The following is an 18,573-nucleotide window of genomic DNA, read 5'->3' as shown; positions in this document are numbered from 1 at the left end:
AATGTCCGTAATTTCTGGGGGGTCCGCTCCCTCTCAGGAGCCGGCACCCGGCCTGTCCACGAGTTCGACCTGATCCACCGCGTTGCACCAGCGGCAGCGGACCGATTCGATGGTCTCACTGACCACCTCGCGCTCCTCGACCTTCGGGTCACCCGCGAGGTCGAGGTGAACGTATTCGACGACCTTCGACGAGCGGGTCACGTCGAAACGCGTGAGGTTGCCGCAGAGAGTGCAGCGCCAACGGGTCTCGGCGGTCGGCAGGGGAACCGTCATCGGGGCTGTTCGCCTTCTTTCGGGGTCGTACGTTTTCCGTGGTGCGTGGTGTCCGTAACCCTACGGCCTGGCGGGGACCCCCCGCGCGGGCGTCCACAGTGGGGAATCCCGGCAGGCCGTCTGGGCAGGTGTGCACCGTTACGTCATGATCTGGCACATGATCGACAATTGGGGTGCGGCGGCGGGCAGGACGGCCAGGTCGGCCGTCAGGAACCAGCCGGCACCGGTGACGTACGGGCTGATCGCGCTGTGCTGCGTGGCCTTCCTGCTGTCCCCGGCGTCCGGGTTCAACCCCGTCTACGGCACGGGCGACCGGCTGCTCGCCGCGCAGAGCGACTACTTCGCCCGCTGGGGTGTGATCCCCTCCCAGCTGCTCACCGGGTCCCCACGCGCCGCGCTCACCACCGTCACGGCCCTCTTCGTCCACGGCAGCTGGCTGCACCTGCTCGGCAACATGCTCTTCCTGTACGTCTTCGGCGCGATGGTCGAGGAACGTATGGGCCACCTCCAGTTCGCGCTCTTCTACCTGCTCTCCGGCTGCGTGGCGCTGCTCGGCTACGCGATCGCGCACGCGGGCTCCGAGCAGACCCTGGTGGGCGCCTCAGGGGCGATCTCCGCGGTGCTCGGGGCGTTCCTCTGTCTCTTCCCCCGGGCGCGCGTGACGAGCCTGTTCCCGTTCCTGTTCTTCCTGCCGCTGCGGTTTCCCGCGTGGGTCGTGCTGCCGTTCTGGGTGTCGCTCCAGTGGGCGGCGGCCCGGCAGAGCGGCCAGGGGCCGGGAGTGGCCTACCTGGCGCACCTGGTCGGGTTCTCCGTCGGGTTTCTCTACGCGTGGGTGCGCTACAGAGGGAAAAGAGGGGTGCGCGAAGCGCTTCTGCGCAAGGGCGGTGGCGGGAGACGGGCGGGCTAGAGTGAAAGCAGCCCCAGCCACGGCCACCGAGGGAGACAGCCAGCCGTGATCACCGCGATCGTGCTCATCAAGACCAGCGTGGACCGGATCCCCGAGATCGCCGAGTCGATCGCCGCCCTCGACAGCGTCAGCGAGGTCTTCTCCGTGACCGGTACGTACGACCTGATCGCCATGGTGCGCGTCGCGCGCCACGACGACCTGGCGGACGTCATCCCCGGGAAGATCAGCAAGATTCCGGGCGTGGAGGCGACGGACACGCACGTCGCGTTCCGCACGTACTCGCAGCACGACCTGGAGGCGGCATTCGCGATCGGGCTCGACTCCTGATCCTGTCCGCTTGACGACCGAAGGCCGCCCCGAGGGGCGGCCTTCGTCATGTCCGGTGCGGTGCGCGGATCACACCGCGGGGACGCAACGCCCGTCCTCCGTGCGGTAGTTCCAGCGCGCGCCGTCGCGGACCAGCTCGGTGACGGCGCGGACGAAGCGCTCGACGTGCTCGTCCGGGGTGCCGGCGCCGAAGCTGACGCGGATCGCGTTGAGGGACTTCTCGCCGGGCGCGGCCTCGGGCGCCCCGCACTCCCCCTGCGACTGCGGGTCGCTGCCCAGCAGGGTGCGCACGAGCGGGTGGGCGCAGAAGAGGCCGTCGCGTACGCCGATGCCGTACTCGGCGGAGAGCGCGGCCGCGAAGTGCGAGCTGTTCCAGCCGTCGACGACGAAGGAGATGACACCGACGCGCGGGGCGTCGTCGCCGAACAGCGAGAGCACCTTGACCTCGGGCACGGCGGCGAGACCGTCACGGACCTTGCCGATCAGGTACTGCTCACGGGCGACGAGCGAGTCGAAGCCCGCCTCGGTGAGGGCCTTGCAGGCGGAGGCGATGGAGTAGACGCCGATGACGTTCGGCGAACCGGCCTCGTGGCGGGCCGCGCTGTCGTGCCACTCGACGTCCACACCGCCGTCGGCGCGCCGCGCGACCTTGCGGGAGGCGCCGCCGCCGGCGAGGTACGGCTCGGAAGCCTGGAGCCAGTCGGCGCGGCCGGCGAGGACGCCGGACCCGAAGGGCGCGTACAGCTTGTGCCCGGAGAAGGCGACCCAGTCGACGTCGAGGTCCTGGATGTCGACGGGGTGGTGCGGGGCGAGCTGCGCCGCGTCGAGGACGATACGGGCGCCATGGGCGTGGGCCGCGGCGGCGAGCTCACGGACGGGCCACAGCTCACCGGTGACGTTCGAGGCGCCCGTGACGCACACCAGGGCGGGCCCGTAGGGGTCGCGGTCGGCGAGGGCGCTCTCCAGGGTCTGAACGGCCTCGCCGGGCGTGCGCGGCGCGTTCAGGTACGTCACGCGGGCGTCGCGCCACGGCAGGAGCGAGGCGTGGTGCTCGGTCTCGAAGACGAAGACCTCGCAGTCGGCGGGGAGCACGGCGGCGAGCAGGTTGAGCGAGTCGGTGGTCGACCGGGTGAAGATCACCTGGTCGTCCGCGCGGCAGCCGAGGAACTCGGCGACGGTCACGCGGGAGTTCTCGAAGAGGTCGGTCGACAGCTGCGACAGGTACCCGGCGCCGCGGTGCACGCTGCCGTAGTACGGCGCGTAGGCCGCCACGTCGTCCCAGACCCGCTGGAGGGCCGGGGCGCTGGCCGCGTAGTCGAGGGCCGCGTAGGTGACCTCGCCACCGGTGACGAGCGGAACGGTGACATCCCGGCCGAGAACCGGCAGAGCCCCGGGAATTTCACTACAAAGCGACTGGTCGGCGGCAGCGGTGGAGACAGACATGGCGAACTCCCGTGAGAGGTAAGCGAATTGACCACGCCGGAGCTGATGGCTCGACGGCGCAGCCGAAAAGGAAAAGGGGTGTGCGGAGGTGGGGCGGAGATGCCCTATCGCATTCGCTTGCTCACGAGACTGCTCCCTTGAGGACCAGGACCCCAGGGTGTGCAGGGGTCCGCGCTTGCAGAGCACCTTGCTGTGCACTGCCTGGTCTTCACCCGGGGCACCCCGCCACGGACGGAGGGTTGCCGGACAGCGAGCCGGGGCCTAATCGCTGTCACTCATGACCTGCCGAGAAGTATGCCAGTTGATCGCTTCGTCGCAACAGCGTGTCCGCATCCCGGACGGAGCGTGGTGGGGAGGCACCGGCCGGCACCTCCCCACCATCCATGCCTACGCGCTCACGCGTTGCTGGCCGCCACCCAGCGCTCCAGCGTCCGCTTCGCCGAGCCCGAGTCGATCGACTCGGCGGCGCGGGCCATGCCGGCCCGGATCTGGTCGGTCAGCGGGCCCTCGCCGGGCGTGAGAGCGACGAGCGCCGCCGCCGAGTTGAGCAGGACCGCGTCCCGTACCGGGCCCCTCTCACCGTCCAGGAGGCGGCGGGCGACCTCCGCGTTGTACGACGCGTCGGCGCCCCGCAGCGCGGACACCGGCACCAGGTCGATGCCGACGTCCCGCGGGTCGAAGGCCTCCTCGCGCACGGCGCCGTCACGGACCACCCAGATCCGCGAGGTCGCCGTCGTCGTCAGCTCGTCCAGGCCGTCGTCGCCGCGGAAAACGAGGGACGAGTGGCCGCGCTCGGCGAAGACACCGGCCACGATGGGCGCCATCCGCGCGTCGGCGACCCCGACGGCCTGGGCCCGCACCTTGGCCGGGTTGGTCAGGGGACCGAGGAAGTTGAACGTTGTGCGGATGCCCAGCTGGCCGCGCGCCGCCGCCACGTGCCGCAGCGCGGGGTGGAACTTCACGGCGAAGCAGAACGTGATCCCGGCCTCCTCCGCGACCTCGGCCACCCGCTTCGGCGTGAGCTCCAGGTTCACGCCGAGCTTCTCCAGGACGTCCGAGGCGCCGGACGCCGACGACGCGGCCCGGTTGCCGTGCTTGACGACCTTGGCGCCCGTGCCCGCGATGACGATCGCCGACATCGTGGAGATGTTGACCGTCTTGGCGCCGTCGCCGCCCGTGCCGACGATGTCGACCGTGTCGCCCGGGACCTCGATCACGTTCGCGTGCTCGTACATGGCCCGTACGAGGCCGGAGATCTCCTCGACGGTCTCGCCCTTGGCGCGCATGGCCACCGCGAACCCTGCGATCTGCGCGTCCGTGGCCTCGCCCCGCATGATGCGGTCCATGGCCCAGGCCGTGTCGTCAGCGCTCTGGTCGCGCCCTTCCAGGAGACCGTTCAGGATCTGGGGCCAGGAACGGCCCGCCGCGGTGTTGCCTCCTGCGGGGGTCACAGCATTCATCTGCCGCTCCTGGTTTTTCGTGTGTATGGGAACAAGGCCACCCTATCCAGCCCTGAGAGCGGCAAAGAGCCCCGTCCAGTGCCTGGACGGGGCTCTCACCGTGGCGACCATGGGGTCAGGTCAGGTGATCAGTGGTGGCCGTGGCCGCTGGTGATCTCCTTGTACTCCTCGACAGTCGGCTTCGGGATCTGGCTCTCCTCGCCGTACATGCCCTCGGAGAGCTTGGCCCGCAGCTTCTGCGTACCGGACACCTTGCGCTCCACACCGTTCTCGTCGACCGTCGGGCCGACCTCGAGCGGCGCGTACTGCTCGTGCGCGGTGAGGGTGTGCAGGGCGTCGGCACCGAGCGGCTCGTGGACCTCGATGAACTCACCGTGCGGCAGGCGCTTGATGATGCCGGACTCGCGTCCGTGCAGCACCTTGTCCTTGTCGCGGCGCTGGAGGCCGAGGCAGATCCGCTTGGTGGCGACGAAGACCAGCACGGGCACGATGAAGAACCCGATGCGCACGAACCAGGTGATCGCGTTGATCGACAGGTGGAAGTGCGTGGCCCAGAGGTCGTTACCACCACCGACGAGCAGGACGAAGTACCAGCTGATCCAGGCGGCACCGAACGCGGTCCGGGTCGGGACGTTGCGCGGGCGGTCCAGGATGTGGTGCTCGCGCTTGTCGCCGGTGACCCAGGACTCGATGAACGGGTAGACCGCGATGGCCACCAGGACCAGCGGGAAGATGATCAGCGGGATGAACACACCCAGGACGAGCGTGTGACCCCAGAGGTTGATCTCCCAGCCCGGCATGAAGCGGATCAGGCCTTCGGAGAAGCCCATGTACCAGTCGGGCTGCGCGCCGGTGGAGACCTGGTCGATCCGGTACGGGCCGATGGCCCAGATCGGGTTGATCGACGCGATCGCGGAGACGGCCGCGATGACACCGAAGACCAGGAAGAAGAAGCCACCCGCCTTGGCCATGTAGACCGGCAGCAGCGGCATGCCGACGACGTTCTTGTTCGTCTTTCCGGGGCCCGCGAACTGCGTGTGCTTGTGGTAGAAGACCAGGATCAGGTGGCCGACCACCAGGCCGAGCATGATGCCCGGCAGCAGCAGGATGTGGACCGAGTAGAACCGCGCGACGAAGTCGCCGCCCGGGAACTCGCCGCCGAAGAGGAAGAACGACAGGTACGTGCCGACGATCGGCACGGACAGGACCGCGCCCTCCATGAAGCGGACACCGGTGCCGGAGAGCAGGTCGTCCGGGAGCGAGTAACCGGTGAAGCCGGTGAACATGCCGAGGACGAACAGCAGGAAGCCGAACAGCCAGTTGACCTCACGGGGCTTGCGGAACGCACCCGTGAAGAACACGCGCATCATGTGCACGAACATGCCGGCGAGGAAGATCAGCGCCGCCCAGTGGTGGATCTGCCGGATCAGCAGACCACCGCGCACATCGAAGGAGATGTGCATGGTCGAGTTGAACGCCTCGGACATCAGCTGTCCCTGCAGCGGGACGTAGCTGCCGTGGTACTCCACCTCGTTCATCGACGGGTGGAAGAACAGCGTCAGGTACACACCCGTGAGGATGATGATGATGAAGCTGTAGAGGCAGATCTCACCGAGCATGAAGGACCAGTGGTCCGGGAAGATCTTGCGCATGTTGGCCTTGGCCAGGGAGTAGATCCCGAGCCGGCCGTCCGCCCAGTCGGCCACCCGCTCACCGGCGGGCGCCTTCTCGCGCGAGGACGCGTCGTTGGACGGCGTGGTCGAAGTAGTGCTCATCCGCGCTCCCAGAAAGCAGGACCGACGGGCTCTGCGAAGTCGCCGAGCGCCTGCAGGTAACCCTCGCCGTTCACGCCGATACGCAGCTGCGGGAGCGCGTGGCCGGCGGGACCGAAGATGACGCGGGCGCCGTCGGAGAGGTCGAAGGTGGACTGGTGACAGGGGCAGAGCACGTGGTGCGTCTGCTGCTCGTACAGGGAGATCGGGCAGCCCACGTGGGTGCAGACCTTCGAGTACGCGACGACGCCCTCGTGAGCCCACTCGAGCTCTTGCTTGTCCTTGATGTTCTCCGGCTGGATCCGGACCAGCATCAGGGCGGCCTTGCCCATGACCTGCTGGAAGTCCTCGTCCGTCTCCTCCACGCCCTCGGGCTTGGCGAAGGTGAGCGAGCCGACCACGATGTCCGAAGGACGCAGCGGCTCGTTCGTGTTCATGTTGACGAGGAGCTTGCCCTTCTTCCACGCGGTGTGCCGGAGCTTGTCCTCCGGCAGCGGACCGAGGTCACGAAGGAGGACGATGCCGGAGAGCGGGACCATCGCGACCGCGCCGAAGAGCGTGTTGCGGATCAGCTTGCGCCGTCCGAACTGCGACTCCTTGGCGCCCTGCTTGAAGTCCGCGAGGACCTTCGCCTTGACCGCGGGCTCGGCCGAGATCTCGTGACGGTCGTCGGCGACCTCCACGTCGGACATCAGGGTGCGGGCCCAGTGGACCGCGCCCGCGCCGATGCAGAACAGGGCCACGCCGAGGGTCATACCGAGCGCGAAGTTCAGCGCGCTGAGGTGCCCGATCGGCCAGATGTAGACGCTCTTGTCGGCCTTGATCGTCACGTACGAGGCGATGAAGGCGACCGTGGCGAGCATCGAGAGCGTGAACAGGAAGGCGACCACGCGCTCGGAGCGCTTGGCGGCCCGGTCGTCGATGTCCTGGACCCGGTGCTCGTGGGGCGGCAGCCCCGGATCGGCGAAGGGGTCGTCCTTCACCGCGACCGCGCCGTGCGGCTGGTCGGCGTCCTGCGCGCTGGGCAGGTTCTCTTCTGGAATCTCTTGGCTACTCATGACTTCTTGGCCTTTGCGGTCCGAGCGGCGACCCAGACGGCGACGGCGACCAGTGCGCCGAGGCCGAAGATCCAGGCGAACAGGCCTTCACTGACCGGGCCGAGCCCGCCCAGGTTCAGACCGCCGGGGCTCTCGGTGTCGTCGCCGTTGACCGCGTTGATGTACGCGATGATGTCCTTCTTGTTCTTCTCCGGCATCGTGGTGTCGGGGAAGGACGGCATGTTCTGCGGGCCCGTCTGCATGGCCTCGTAGATGTGCTTCGGGCTCACGCCCTCCAGGGTCGGCGCGAACTTGCCGTGTGTCAGCGCGCCGCCCTCACCGGTGAAGTTGTGGCACTGCGCGCAGTTGGTACGGAACAGCTCGCCACCCTTGGCGATGTCCGCACCCTCCGGGCTGACCTGGTTCTTCGTCGGGACGGTCGGACCGGCACCGAGCGAGGCGACGTACGCCGCGAGCTGGTCGATCTCGGCCTGCGAGTAGATGACCTTCTTCTTCGGGATCTGCGCGCCGGGCTGCTGCGCAGGCATGCGCCCGGTGCCGACCTGGAAGTCGACGGCCGCGGCGCCCACGCCCGTCAGCGGCGGACCGTCAGAGCTGCCCTGACCGCCGGTGCCGTGGCAGCTGGCGCAGCCGACGGCGTAGAGCTTCTTGCCCTCGTCGATGGCGAGGGACTGGGCGGTTTCGTCGGCCTGCGCCTTGCTCGCGGGTGCGAACGCGGCGTACAGCCCCCCGGTGGCCGCCAGCGCGAGGAGTAGGACGACGACCGCCGCCAGCGGATGGCGTCGTCGTGCGGAGAGCTTTTTCACGGATTACCCCGGTGTCAGGATCTTCTGCGTCGGTGCTTGCTGGACGAGTCGGTGCGTCGGGATCGACGTACCGGCTACTTGATCAAGTAGATCGTGGCGAAAAGGCCGATCCAGACGACATCGACGAAGTGCCAGTAATAGGACACGACGATGGCTGCGGTCGCCTGCTCATGGGTGAACTTCCTGGCCGCGTAGGTGCGGCCGAGGACGAACAGGAAGGCGATGAGGCCGCCTGTCACGTGCAGTCCATGGAAGCCAGTCGTCAGGTAGAACACCGAGCCGTACGGGTCGGAGGACAGCGAGAGGCCGTCCTTCTTGACCAGCTCGGTGTACTCGAAGATCTGACCGCCGATGAAGATCGCACCCATGATGAAGGTGACGATGAACCATGTCCTGAGCTTCTTCACATCCCCGCGCTCGGCGGCGAACACGCCGAGCTGACAGGTCAGTGAGGAGAGCACCAGGATCGTGGTGTTCGTCGCTGAGAACGGAACGTTCAGCGACTCGGCCATTTCCTTCCAGTGATCTGGCCCCGTCACCGATCGCAGGGTGAAGTACATCGCGAAGAGGGCCGCGAAGAACATCAGCTCGGAACTCAGCCAGATGATGGTTCCGACGCTGGTGAGGTTCGGCCGATTGACCGACGGGTGCGCGTGCCCGGTTTCTACTGTCGTTGCTGTCGCCACGACCGACATTATGTCGGTCGCTTATCTCGCGCTCACTCCGGGGGGTGCCGTTCGGAGTGTCTGTGGGGTGTGTCCAGCCCGTATGGCCCATCAAGGCGGTGTCCGAACCGGTGTTGACGGGGTGTCGGGAGGAGTAGGCTCCGCGCAACGCTTCCCCACCTTGATGAGTCAAAGACGCCGAAGTCTCGGAGGAACGATGCAGTCGACCGCGACGGTCCTGGTCTACAGCGACAACGCAAGCACCCGCGAACAGGTCCGCCTCGCGACCGGGCGCAGGCCCGCCGCCGACGCCCCCGAGATCGAGTTCGTCGAGTGCGCCACGCTCCCGGCGGTCCTCAAGGAGCTGGACCACGGCGGCATCGACGTCTGCGTCCTGGACGGCGAGGCCGTTCCCGCGGGCGGCATGGGCGTCTGCCGGCAGATCAAGGACGAGATCTTCCACTGCCCGCCGGTGCTGCTCCTGATGGGCCGCCCGCAGGACGCCTGGCTGGCCACCTGGAGCCGCGCCGAGGCCGCTGTGACGCTGCCGATCGACCCGGTGGAGTTCGCGGGCGCACTGGCCGCTCTGCTGCGCTCGCGGCGCGCCGTGGAGGCGTAGGGCGCTTCGGCACGCCGAAGGGGCGACCCGCAGCGCTGCCGCGGGTCGCCCCTTCCGTGCGTGGTCCGGAGTCAGAAGTCTCACACCTCGGGGCTCAGCCGGGCCGCCTGAACGCCGCTCCGGCCGCCGTCCGTTGCGACCGCCTGTATGGCGCTGCCCTTCTCCCAGTTCTTCCAGCTGAGGTTCCAGTCGCCGAAGCCGTTGCCGAACGGGTCCATTTGCGCGCCGTTGCTGTTGATGACCTTCACGATGTCGCCGGTGCGTACGGTGTTGAAGAACCACTCGGCGTTGCTGGTGCTCATGCCGGTGCAGCCGTGGCTGACGTTGGCGTATCCCTGCGAGCCCGCGGACCAGGGGGCGGCGTGCACGTATTCGCCGCTCCAGGTCACCCGGGTCGCGAAGTACACGTCCATGTCGTACGAGTCCGACGAGCCCTCGGCGATGCCGATGCTGGTGCTGCGCATGCGTACGAAGCGTTCCTTGCCGAGTACGACCTTGACGCCGTTGCGGGTCTCGAAGCCGGGCTTGCCGGTGGTGACGGGGATCGTGTTGATCACGCGGCCGTTGCGGTAGACCTTCATCGAGTGCGAGCCGGCGTCGGTTATGGCTTCTATTCGGTCGCCGATGGTGAGGCGCAGGGGCTTGGAGGCGCCGCCCCAGAGGCGGTCGCCGACCTTTATGCCCTTGAGGGTGCTGTGCGCCTCCACGGTGGCGCCTGCGGGCCAGTACTCCTCGGGGCGGTAGTGCAGCGTCTTGTCGTCCACCCAGGTCCAGGAGCCCGCCACGGCAGGCTCCGACTCGACCTTCAGGGCCCTCTCGACGACGGCCCGTGCGGCCTTGTCCTTCACGGCGGCGCTGAGTACGGCGGTGACGGGCTGTCCGACGCCGTACTTTCCGGCCTCGGGGCCGAAGGTGACCTTCAGGGCCTTGTTCTTGCCCGGGTGGCCCGTGTCGAAGGTGAGGACCTTGCTGCCCGGCGCGCCGTCTTCGTCCTCGGTGCTCACGCGCACCGTGTAGTGGGCGTCAGCGGCGAGCGGGGCGGTGCTGTGCCACCTGCTGCCGTCGGCGGACAGTTCGCCCGCGACATAGCGGCCTATGGAATCGGTGGCAGTGACATCGGTGATGCGTGCTTCGTCGCCCTCCGAGGTGATCTCTATGGGCTTGTTCGGGTCGGCCTTCTTGCCCCCGGACTCCCCGTTGAAGCTGATCTCGCCCGCCGCGTCGTACGGCTTTGCGGCGAGCGGGTGACTGGAGCTGCCGCAGGCCGTGACGCTCGCACCGAGTGCGGTCACCAGCAGAGTGCAGCCCATTACCGTGCGAATTCTCGGTGAGTGGTTCATGAGCAACACGGTATGAACCCTGGCCGCTCGCGGCGCGTCGATTGGGCCGTCCGAGGCACGGCTGGTGCGGGGCATGGGAAAGGGCCCGGACACTCCGTCAGGAATGTCCGGGCCCTTCGGCGTCGGCCGGTCCCTACTGGGTCCGGTTCTCGCCGCGGTAGTACTCGAAGACCCAGCCCCACAGGCCGATCAGGATCATCGGGGCCGAGAAGTACATCAGCCACCAGCCGAAGATGACGCCCATGAAACCGAGCGCACCACCGATGGCCAGGGCGAGCGGCTGCCAGCTGTGCGGGCTGAAGAAGCCCACCTCACCGGCGTCGTCCGCGACATCGGCCTCCTTGTTGTCCTGCGCACCCGTGTCGAGCCGCCGGGCCGTGAAGGCCAGGTAGTAGCCGACCATGATGCACAGGCCGAAGGCCAGGAAGAGCGCCGTGGTTCCGGCGGGCTCCTTCGACCACACGCCGTAGACGATCGCCATGGCGAGCACGAAGACGCTCAGCCAGATGAACATCTTGCCTTGGACCTTCACTTGCCGGCCTCCTTGCCACCGGAGAGAGCCTGGCCCCCGTGGCCACCGTTCTGGAGCTGGTCCATCGCGGCGATCTCCGGGTGGTGCAGGTCGAACGCCGGCGATTCACTGCGAATGCGCGGCAGGGTGAGGAAGTTGTGCCGCGGCGGCGGGCAGGACGTCGCCCATTCGAGCGAACGGCCGTAGCCCCACGGGTCGTCGACCTCGACCTTCTTGCCGTACTTGGCGGTCTTCCACACGTTGTAGAAGAACGGCAGGATCGACAGACCGAGCAGGAACGAGGAGATCGTCGAGATCGTGTTCAGCGCGGTGAAGCCGTCGGCCGCGAGGTAGTCCGCGTAACGACGCGGCATGCCCTCGACGCCCAGCCAGTGCTGCACCAGGAACGTGCCGTGGAAGCCGATGAACAGCGTCCAGAACGTGATCTTGCCGAGCCGCTCGTCGAGCATCTTGCCCGTGAACTTCGGCCACCAGAAGTGGAACCCGGCGAACATCGCGAAGACCACGGTGCCGAAGACGACGTAGTGGAAGTGCGCGACGACGAAGTACGAGTCCGAGACGTGGAAGTCCAGCGGCGGGGCCGCCAGGATGACGCCGGTCAGACCACCGAAGACGAAGGTGATCAGGAAGCCGATCGTCCAGAGCATCGGTGTCTCGAAGGACAGTGAGCCCTTCCACATCGTGCCGATCCAGTTGAAGAACTTCACGCCCGTTGGTACGGCGATGAGGAACGTCATGAAGGAGAAGAACGGCAACAGCACGCCGCCGGTGACGTACATGTGGTGCGCCCACACGGTCACGGAGAGACCCGCGATCGCGATGGTCGCGCCGATCAGACCCGAGTAGCCGAACATCGGCTTTCTCGAGAACACCGGGATCACTTCGGAAATGATTCCGAAGAATGGCAACGCGATGATGTACACCTCTGGATGGCCGAAGAACCAGAAGAGGTGTTGCCATAGCAAGGCGCCGCCATTACTGGCGTCGAACACATGAGCACCGAACTTGCGGTCCGCCTCCAGGGCGAACAGCGCGGCGGCCAGGACCGGGAAGGCCAGCAGGACCAGCACACCGGTCAGCAGCACGTTCCACACGAAGATCGGCATACGGAACATCGTCATGCCGGGTGCGCGCATGCAGATGATCGTGGTGATGAAGTTGACCGAGCCGAGGATCGTGCCGAAGCCGGAGAAGGCCAGACCCATGATCCACATGTCGGCGCCGATGCCCGGCGAGCGGACGGCGTCCGAGAGCGGGCTGTAGGCGAACCAGCCGAAGTCGGCCGCACCCTGCGGGGTGAGGAAGCCGCCGACCGCGATGAGCGAGCCGAAGAGGTACAGCCAGTACGCGAACATGTTCAGCCGCGGGAACGCCACGTCGGGCGCGCCGATCTGCAGCGGCATGATCCAGTTCGCGAATCCGGCGAACAGCGGCGTCGCGAACATCAGCAGCATGATCGTGCCGTGCATCGTGAACGCCTGGTTGAACTGCTCGTTCGACATGATCTGGTTGCCGGGACGAGCGAGCTCGGCGCGCATGAAGAGCGCCATGAGTCCGCCGATGCAGAAGAACGCGAACGACGTGACCAGGTAGAGCGTGCCGATCGTCTTGTGGTCAGTGGTGGTCAGCCACTTGACGACGACATTCCCCGGCTGCTTGCGCCTGACCGGCAGCTCGTTCTCGTACGAGTCTTCAGCTGCGGCGGCACCCTGGGGTTCGTTGAGGATGCTCACAGGTTGTTCGTCTCCCGGTTCTTCTCGTGGCTCGTCTGCGCGATGCCGGACGGGATGTAACCGGTCTGCCCCTTCTTCGCGAGGTCCTTGAGGTGCTGCTGGTAGCGCTCAGGAGAGACGACCTTCACGTTGAACAGCATGCGCGAGTGGTCGACGCCGCAGAGCTCGGCGCACTTGCCCAGGAAGGTGCCCTCCCGGTTGGGAGTCACCTCGAAGGCGTTGGTGTGGCCCGGAATGACGTCCTGCTTCATCAGGAACGGCACCACCCAGAAGTCATGGATGACGTCGCGCGAGGTGAGGACGAACCGGACCTTCTCGCCCTTGGGGAGCCAGAGGGTGGGGCCGGGGTTCTTCGTCTGCGGGTTCACCGATGCCGGCGTACCGGCCTCGTAGACGCCGCCGGCGTTCGCCGGGAAGTCCTCGATGAAGCGGTCCGGAATGCCGGCCAGTTCCTTCGAGGTCTTCGCGTCACCCGTGGAGCCGGGCACGTTCTCGACGTAGTTGAAGCCCCAGCTCCACTGATAGCCGACCACGTTGACGGTGTGGGCCGGCTTGTCGTCGAGGTTGAGGAGCTTCGACTCGTCTCGTGCCGTGAAGTAGAAGAGGACCGAGACGATGATGAGCGGTACAACCGTGTACAGCGCCTCTAGCGGCATGTTGTACCGCGTCTGCGTTGGTACCTCGATCTTGGTGCGGCTGCGCCGGTGGAAGATGATGCTCCACAGGATCAGGCCCCAGACAAGGACGCCCGTGGCGAGCGCTGCCGCCCACGAGCCCTGCCAGAGGGAGAGGATCCTGGGACCTTCTTCCGTAACCGGGGTCGGCATACCAAGACGAGGGAAGTCCTTGTATGTGCAACCAGTAGCGGTTACCAGGATCAGGCCCGCAGTCAGCACCTGCGGCAGCTTCCGCCGCATCGGGCGCCGCGACGAGCGGTCGGAGCCGTTGGGACTCACGTAGCGCCTTCCCGAGAGTCTCGCCCGCGCTGGTTGGCTACGGCCGTCTCGCTGGTCGCTCGCCGCCCTGGCACACGGGCAGGGGTTTGGATGTTTATGCGGACCAAACCCTACTGGACGCTATTTGGGGTCGCGCGGGGAGGGTGCCTAACGCGCCGCGGGTCACTCAGAAGGGGTGGAACTTGCTGTTCCGGGGGGATCTGACGGGGGATCGGGGGGATGTCCGACGGGCGCGGGCGGTCCGACGGGTGCGCGCTCCGGGCGGCGGGTCGCGCCGTTCTCCGCGCCCTGGCCCGACGCCGCGCCCACCCGGGGCTTTACCGTTGCGGTGTGTCCTACTTCGACGCTGCCTCCTCCGCTCCCCTGCACCCCGTGGCCCGGCAGGCGCTGCTCGCCTCGCTGGACGAGGGGTGGGCCGACCCCGCCCGGCTCTACCGCGAGGGGAGGCGGGCCCGGCTGCTCCTTGACGCGGCCCGTGAGGCCGCCGCGGACGCCGTGGGCTGCCGCCCGGATGAGCTTGTTTTCACCCCTTCGGGGACGCGTGCCGTGCATGCGGGAATCTCCGGCGCGCTCGCGGGACGGCGGCGTGTCGGCCGGCATCTGGTGGTTTCCGCGGTCGAGCACTCCTCGGTACTCCATTCGGCTGCCGCGCTGGAGGCGGACGGCGGTTCGGTGACCGAGGTGGGCGTGGACCGGGCCGGTTCCGTCTCCCCCGGCGCGTACGCCGATGCGCTCAGGGAGGACACGGCGCTCGCCTGTCTCCAGTCCGCCAACCACGAGGTGGGGACGGTGCAGCCGGTGGCCGAGGTCGCCGCGGCGTGCCGGGCCGCCGGGGTGCCGCTGCTCGTGGACGCGGCGCAGTCGCTCGCGTGGGGGCCGGTCGAGGGCGACTGGTCGCTGCTCGCGGGCAGCGCGCACAAGTGGGGCGGCCCGGCGGGCGTCGGGCTGCTCGTCGTGCGCAAGGGGGTGCGGTTCGCGGCCCAAGGCCCGGCCGACGAGCGGGAGTCGGGGCGGGCGGCCGGGTTCGAGAACATTCCGGCCGTCGTGGCGGCGGCGGCCTCGCTGCGGGCGGTGCGGGCCGAGGCCGCCGAGGAGGACGCGCGGCTGCGGGAGTTGACGGAGAGGATCCGGGCCCGGGTGCCGGGGCTCGTGCCCGATGTCGAGGTGGTGGGCGACCCGGTGCGGCGGCTGCCGCACGTGGTGACCTTCTCCTGTCTCTATGTCGACGGAGAGACTCTGCTGCACGAGCTGGACCGGGCCGGTTTTTCTGTTTCGTCCGGATCGTCGTGCACGAGCAGCACGCTGACGCCGAGCCATGTGCTCAAGGCGATGGGGGTGCTGAGCGAGGGGAACGTACGGGTGTCGCTGCCGCTCGGGACGGCCGGGGACGACGTCGAGCGGTTCCTCGGGGTGCTGCCGGGGACGGTGGCGTCGGTACGGGAGCGGCTGGGGGCGACGGCCGTGACCGCGCCCGCCCCCGCGCCGGCGAGTGCGCCCTCTCTCGTGGTCGACGCGCTCGGCAAGCGGTGCCCGATCCCCGTCATCGAGCTGGCGAAGGTGATCGGGGACGTGCCGGTGGGCGGGACCGTGACCGTGCTCGCCGACGACGAGGCGGCGCGGCTCGACATCCCGGCGTGGTGCGAGATGCGGAGCCAGGAGTACGTCGGGGAGGAGCCGGCGGAGCGCGGTGCCGCCTATGTGGTCCGCCGGCTCTCCTGACGGGACTACTTCAGGTGCTGCTTGACCTCGGCCGCGGCCTCGTGGCCGTACGCCTTGGTGAAGCGGTCCATGAAGTGGCCGCGGCGCAGCTGGTACTCCTGCGTGCCGAGGGTCTCGATGACCAGCGTGGCGAGCATGCAGCCGACCTGGGCGGCGCGCTCATGGCCGACGCCCCAGGCCAGGCCGGACAGGAAGCCCGCGCGGAACGCGTCGCCGACGCCGGTCGGGTCGACCTTGGCCTCCTCCTCGGCGCAGCCGACCTCGATCGGGTCCTCGCCGACGCTCTCGATGCGGACGCCGCGCGAGCCGAGGGTCGTGACGCGGTGGCCGACCTTGCCGAGGATCTCCTCGTCGGTCCAGCCGGTCTTGCTCTCGATGAGGCCCTTCTCGTACTCGTTCGAGAAGAGGTACGTCGCGCCGTCCAGGAGCGTGCGGATCTCGTCGCCGTTCATCCGGGCGATCTGCTGCGAGAAGTCCGCGGCGAACGGGATGGAGCGCGAGCGGCACTCCTCCGTGTGGCGGAGCATGCCCTCCGGGTCGTCCGCGCCGATCAGCACCAGGTCGAGGCCGCCGACGCGCTCGGCGACGGCCTGCAGCTCGATGAGGCGGGCCTCGCTCATGGCGCCCGTGTAGAAGGAGCCGATCTGGTTGTGGTCGGCGTCCGTGGTGCAGACGAAGCGGGCCGTGTGCAGGACCTCGGAGATGCGGACGGAGTCGGTGTCCACGCCGTGCCGGTCGAGCCAGGCGCGGTACTCGTCGAAGTCGGAGCCCGCGGCGCCGACCAGGATCGGGTCCGTGCCGAGCTGCCCCATGCCGAACGCGATGTTCGCGCCGACACCGCCCCGGCGGACGTCGAGGTTGTCGACGAGGAAGGAGAGGGAGACCGTGTGCAGCTGATCCGCGACCAGCTGGTCGGCGAAGCGGCCGGGGAAGGTCATGAGGTGGTCGGTGGCGATGGAGCCGGTGACTGCGATACGCACGGCGTGGTCACGTCTTCCTGAGCGGAGGGGGTTGACGCTTTACGCTACCGGGTCGCGTCCGTCCGACTGAAGTGGCAAAACTACCCGATAGTAGGGCTTTCTTCGCGGGGCCGGACCTGCATAGCGTTCCTTTATGACGAACCTCAAGGTCCGCACCGCGTCCGCACCGCTCGACCTCGAAGGCGGCCTCGCGTCCCTGCGCGGCGACTGCGCCCGAATGGCCCCGCACTGGACGGCCCCCGCCAAGGACAAGCAGACTCCCGTCGCCCCCTCCCTCCCCCACGGCGTCGTCGTGCCCTCCAAGTCCGCGCGGCTCATCGACTCGATGTCCGAGTACGGGGACTAGAGGGGACCAGAGAGGGGCCCGCGCGGGCCCTGGGGAGCGAGGAGGGAACCGCACGCTCCCCCGCCGCGTCCCATCGCTGTCCCCCGTATAGGGGATACGGCGTACGACGCGGCAGCTGAAGGAGCGATGCGGTGAGCACCGAGCAGACGCAGGATCGACACCGGGGGCGGTCCCCGCTGGCCGTCGCCTCGGTCGCGGCAGCGGTACTCCTCGTCGGTGGCGGTGGCGCGTATTTCGCGGCGACCTCGACCGGCGGCGACGGCCACGGCGGGACTCCGGCGGCCGGCGACGGCTCCACTCCCCCGCCGCTGGCCCTGGACGGCTACCGGGAGGGCGGCACGGGCTCCACCTCGGGAATCGCGCCGGGCGAGCCCGACCCGAACGGCACCCGTTACCGGGCCGACGGCAAGCTCCCCACGGGCCCCGGCGACGCCCCCGTCTACCGGAGCGAGGGCAAGGTGACCGCGGCCGATGTCGCCGCGCTCGCCAGGACGCTCGACGCGCAGGGCACCCCGCGCCTGGAGAACGGCGCCTGGAAGGTGGGCCCGGCGAAGGACGGCTCGGGCCCCTCGCTCCAGGTGACCGCGCGGGCACCCGGCGCCTGGACGTACTCGCGCTACGCACCGTCCGCGGGACACAAGTGCGCGAGCCCCACCCAGTGCACCGAGGCGCCGGGGAACGGCAGCACCAAGGACGCCGTGAGCGAGGACGCCGCGAAGAAGGCGGCCGCTCCGGTGCTCAAGGCGCTCGGCCAGGACGACGCGAAGCTCGACGCGCGCCAACTGATGGGCGCGGTACGGGTGGTGAACGCGGAGCCGCGCGTGGGCGAGCTGCCCACGTACGGCTGGACCACGGGCGTGCAGGTCGGCTCGGACGGTCAAGTGGTCGGCGGCAGCGGCCAGTTGAAGAAGCCGGTCAAGGGTGACACGTACCCCGTGATCAGCGCGCAGAGGACGCTCGATCTGCTCAACTCCGCGGCTGTCGGGGCCGGTCGCGTCGGTATCGGCGGCTGCGCGAGCCCGGTGCCGGTGAGGGAGCGGGACGAGGCGCCGTGCAAGGCGCCGACGAAGCTGCCCGCGGCGGAGCCCGTCCATGTCACGGGGGCCACGTTCGGGCTCGCGGTGCAGTTCGCGCAGGGGCGGCAGATTCTCGTACCGTCGTGGCTGTTCCAGGTGAAGCCGCAGGGCGGGCAGGCGGCCTTCACGGTGACGCATCCCGCGGTGGACCCGAAGTTCCTGACGTCGCCGCACGCGCCGGGGCCGAACGACAAGCCGAGCCCGCGGCCGAGCGTCAGGCCCGGCGACCCGGGGACCGACACCCGCGACGTGCGCCCCGACGGCTACACGGTGGACGGGCGGACGCTGACGGCGCACTTCACGGGCGGCGTGTGCAGCACCTACACGGCCTCGGCGACAGAGAAGGACGGCAAGGTCGCCCTGAAGGTCACGGAGACGCAGAAGAAGGGCACGGTCTGCATCGCGATGGCGAGGTTCTACACGCTGCCGGTGACACTGGACGAGCCGCTGGACGGCCGCAAGGTCGTGGACTCGAACGACAGGGCCGTGCCGCACGCGGACGGCAAGAGGGGGCAGGAGCCGGCGCCGCAGGGCTGACCCCGTAACGAAACACGAAGCGGC

General features: G+C 68.6%; 18 protein-coding genes and 1 riboswitch. Of the genes, 6 read left to right on the top strand and 12 right to left on the bottom strand.

What is annotated here, in order from left to right; genetic code table 11:
* Nucleotides 1-33 precede the first annotated feature (33 nt).
* A complete protein-coding gene (locus OHA58_RS26410) occupies nucleotides 34-273 on the bottom strand; it encodes a hypothetical protein (protein ID WP_100592168.1) in 240 nt (79 codons plus the stop codon).
* A gap of 145 nt (nucleotides 274-418) precedes the next feature.
* Between OHA58_RS26410 and OHA58_RS26405 the strand changes: the two genes are divergently transcribed.
* Together OHA58_RS26405 and OHA58_RS26400 are read left to right on the top strand one after the other, a co-directional pair.
* Nucleotides 419-1,180 (top strand): rhomboid family intramembrane serine protease, encoded by a 762-nt coding sequence (locus OHA58_RS26405; RefSeq protein WP_405481823.1) that lies wholly within the window; start codon nucleotides 419-421, stop codon nucleotides 1,178-1,180.
* 45 nt (nucleotides 1,181-1,225) lie between these two features.
* On the top strand, nucleotides 1,226-1,507 hold the full coding sequence (locus OHA58_RS26400; RefSeq protein ID WP_100592167.1) for an Lrp/AsnC family transcriptional regulator: 282 nt from the start codon (nucleotides 1,226-1,228) through the stop codon (nucleotides 1,505-1,507).
* 69 nt (nucleotides 1,508-1,576) lie between these two features.
* Here the strand turns inward: OHA58_RS26400 and OHA58_RS26395 are convergent, their stop codons facing one another.
* The 6 genes from OHA58_RS26395 to OHA58_RS26370 all read right to left on the bottom strand — a co-directional run bounded on the left by OHA58_RS26395 (nucleotide 1,577) and on the right by OHA58_RS26370 (nucleotide 8,741).
* On the bottom strand, nucleotides 1,577-2,950 hold the full coding sequence (locus tag OHA58_RS26395) for an aminotransferase class V-fold PLP-dependent enzyme (protein WP_405481821.1): 1,374 nt from the start codon (nucleotides 2,948-2,950) through the stop codon (nucleotides 1,577-1,579).
* A gap of 166 nt (nucleotides 2,951-3,116) precedes the next feature.
* Nucleotides 3,117-3,233: riboswitch (SAM riboswitch) on the bottom strand.
* A gap of 112 nt (nucleotides 3,234-3,345) precedes the next feature.
* A complete protein-coding gene (gene trpD / locus OHA58_RS26390; RefSeq protein WP_405481820.1) occupies nucleotides 3,346-4,410 on the bottom strand; it encodes an anthranilate phosphoribosyltransferase in 1,065 nt (354 codons plus the stop codon).
* Between the two features lie 128 nt (nucleotides 4,411-4,538).
* Nucleotides 4,539-6,185 carry a cytochrome bc complex cytochrome b subunit gene (locus OHA58_RS26385; protein WP_405481819.1) on the bottom strand — a complete coding sequence of 549 codons (1,647 nt, stop codon included), beginning with the start codon at nucleotides 6,183-6,185 and terminating at the stop codon, nucleotides 4,539-4,541.
* Entirely contained in the window at nucleotides 6,182-7,240 is a 1,059-nt protein-coding gene (locus OHA58_RS26380; RefSeq protein WP_405481818.1) for a Rieske 2Fe-2S domain-containing protein, read from the bottom strand. Before OHA58_RS26380 ends, OHA58_RS26385 begins: the two co-directional genes overlap by 4 nt.
* Nucleotides 7,237-8,046, bottom strand: coding sequence for a c-type cytochrome (locus OHA58_RS26375; RefSeq protein ID WP_405481817.1), 810 nt, complete (start codon nucleotides 8,044-8,046; stop codon nucleotides 7,237-7,239). The genes OHA58_RS26380 and OHA58_RS26375 overlap by 4 nt, the downstream gene beginning before the upstream one ends.
* 74 nt (nucleotides 8,047-8,120) lie before the next feature.
* On the bottom strand, nucleotides 8,121-8,741 hold the full coding sequence (locus OHA58_RS26370) for a heme-copper oxidase subunit III (protein WP_100592161.1): 621 nt from the start codon (nucleotides 8,739-8,741) through the stop codon (nucleotides 8,121-8,123).
* 187 nt (nucleotides 8,742-8,928) lie between these two features.
* Here OHA58_RS26370 and OHA58_RS26365 point away from each other — a divergent pair, with 187 nt between their 5' ends.
* Nucleotides 8,929-9,330, top strand: a complete 402-nt coding sequence (locus OHA58_RS26365) for a hypothetical protein (protein WP_405481816.1) — start codon at nucleotides 8,929-8,931, stop codon at nucleotides 9,328-9,330.
* A gap of 80 nt (nucleotides 9,331-9,410) precedes the next feature.
* Here the strand turns inward: OHA58_RS26365 and OHA58_RS26360 are convergent, their stop codons facing one another.
* The 4 genes from OHA58_RS26360 to coxB form a co-directional block, all read right to left on the bottom strand.
* The gene (locus tag OHA58_RS26360) at nucleotides 9,411-10,670 is read right to left on the bottom strand and encodes an Ig-like domain-containing protein (RefSeq protein WP_405481815.1); all 1,260 of its coding nucleotides are present in this window, start codon (nucleotides 10,668-10,670) and stop codon (nucleotides 9,411-9,413) included.
* A gap of 133 nt (nucleotides 10,671-10,803) precedes the next feature.
* The gene (locus OHA58_RS26355; protein WP_405481814.1) at nucleotides 10,804-11,202 is read right to left on the bottom strand and encodes a cytochrome c oxidase subunit 4; all 399 of its coding nucleotides are present in this window, start codon (nucleotides 11,200-11,202) and stop codon (nucleotides 10,804-10,806) included.
* Nucleotides 11,199-12,935: a cytochrome c oxidase subunit I gene (ctaD, locus tag OHA58_RS26350; protein ID WP_405481812.1), complete on the bottom strand. Its 1,737-nt coding sequence runs from the start codon at nucleotides 12,933-12,935 to the stop codon at nucleotides 11,199-11,201. Before ctaD ends, OHA58_RS26355 begins: the two co-directional genes overlap by 4 nt.
* Nucleotides 12,932-13,891 (bottom strand): cytochrome c oxidase subunit II, encoded by a 960-nt coding sequence (gene coxB, locus OHA58_RS26345; protein WP_405481811.1) that lies wholly within the window; start codon nucleotides 13,889-13,891, stop codon nucleotides 12,932-12,934. Before coxB ends, ctaD begins: the two co-directional genes overlap by 4 nt.
* Before the next feature lie 330 nt (nucleotides 13,892-14,221).
* On the opposite strand from coxB, the gene OHA58_RS26340 reads away from it, so the two are divergent.
* A complete protein-coding gene (locus tag OHA58_RS26340) occupies nucleotides 14,222-15,610 on the top strand; it encodes a cysteine desulfurase/sulfurtransferase TusA family protein (RefSeq protein ID WP_405481810.1) in 1,389 nt (462 codons plus the stop codon).
* Nucleotides 15,611-15,615: 5 nt separating this feature from the next.
* Here OHA58_RS26340 and OHA58_RS26335 read toward each other — a convergent pair whose 3' ends face one another.
* The gene (locus tag OHA58_RS26335; protein ID WP_405481809.1) at nucleotides 15,616-16,590 is read right to left on the bottom strand and encodes a carbohydrate kinase family protein; all 975 of its coding nucleotides are present in this window, start codon (nucleotides 16,588-16,590) and stop codon (nucleotides 15,616-15,618) included.
* Nucleotides 16,591-16,723: 133 nt separating this feature from the next.
* On the opposite strand from OHA58_RS26335, the gene OHA58_RS26330 reads away from it, so the two are divergent.
* On the top strand, nucleotides 16,724-16,936 hold the full coding sequence (locus tag OHA58_RS26330) for a hypothetical protein (RefSeq protein ID WP_326713372.1): 213 nt from the start codon (nucleotides 16,724-16,726) through the stop codon (nucleotides 16,934-16,936).
* A 131-nt stretch (nucleotides 16,937-17,067) separates the two neighbouring features.
* Nucleotides 17,068-18,549: a hypothetical protein gene (locus tag OHA58_RS26325; protein ID WP_405481808.1), complete on the top strand. Its 1,482-nt coding sequence runs from the start codon at nucleotides 17,068-17,070 to the stop codon at nucleotides 18,547-18,549.
* The last annotated feature ends 24 nt before the right edge of the window (nucleotides 18,550-18,573 follow it).

The organism is Streptomyces sp. NBC_00009 (genome assembly GCF_045040855.1).
GTDB lineage: Bacteria > Actinomycetota > Actinomycetes > Streptomycetales > Streptomycetaceae > Streptomyces > Streptomyces aureus.
Note: the sequence above shows the minus strand (reverse complement) of the source record. Positions and strands in the feature narration are given on the sequence as shown.

Bases quoted from the DNA above. Each gene is read 5' to 3' on its own strand.
- OHA58_RS26410 (WP_100592168.1), bottom strand. From the start codon at position 273: ATGACGGTTCCCCTGCCGACCGCCGAGACCCGTTGGCGCTGCACTCTC.
- OHA58_RS26405 (WP_405481823.1), top strand. From the start codon at position 419: ATGATCTGGCACATGATCGACAATTGGGGTGCGGCGGCGGGCAGGACG.
- OHA58_RS26395 (WP_405481821.1), bottom strand. From the start codon at position 2,950: ATGTCTGTCTCCACCGCTGCCGCCGACCAGTCGCTTTGTAGTGAAATT.
- trpD (WP_405481820.1), bottom strand. From the start codon at position 4,410: ATGAATGCTGTGACCCCCGCAGGAGGCAACACCGCGGCGGGCCGTTCC.
- OHA58_RS26385 (WP_405481819.1), bottom strand. From the start codon at position 6,185: ATGAGCACTACTTCGACCACGCCGTCCAACGACGCGTCCTCGCGCGAG.
- OHA58_RS26380 (WP_405481818.1), bottom strand. From the start codon at position 7,240: ATGAGTAGCCAAGAGATTCCAGAAGAGAACCTGCCCAGCGCGCAGGAC.
- OHA58_RS26370 (WP_100592161.1), bottom strand. From the start codon at position 8,741: ATGTCGGTCGTGGCGACAGCAACGACAGTAGAAACCGGGCACGCGCAC.
- OHA58_RS26365 (WP_405481816.1), top strand. From the start codon at position 8,929: ATGCAGTCGACCGCGACGGTCCTGGTCTACAGCGACAACGCAAGCACC.
- OHA58_RS26360 (WP_405481815.1), bottom strand. From the start codon at position 10,670: ATGAACCACTCACCGAGAATTCGCACGGTAATGGGCTGCACTCTGCTG.
- OHA58_RS26330 (WP_326713372.1), top strand. From the start codon at position 16,724: ATGACGAACCTCAAGGTCCGCACCGCGTCCGCACCGCTCGACCTCGAA.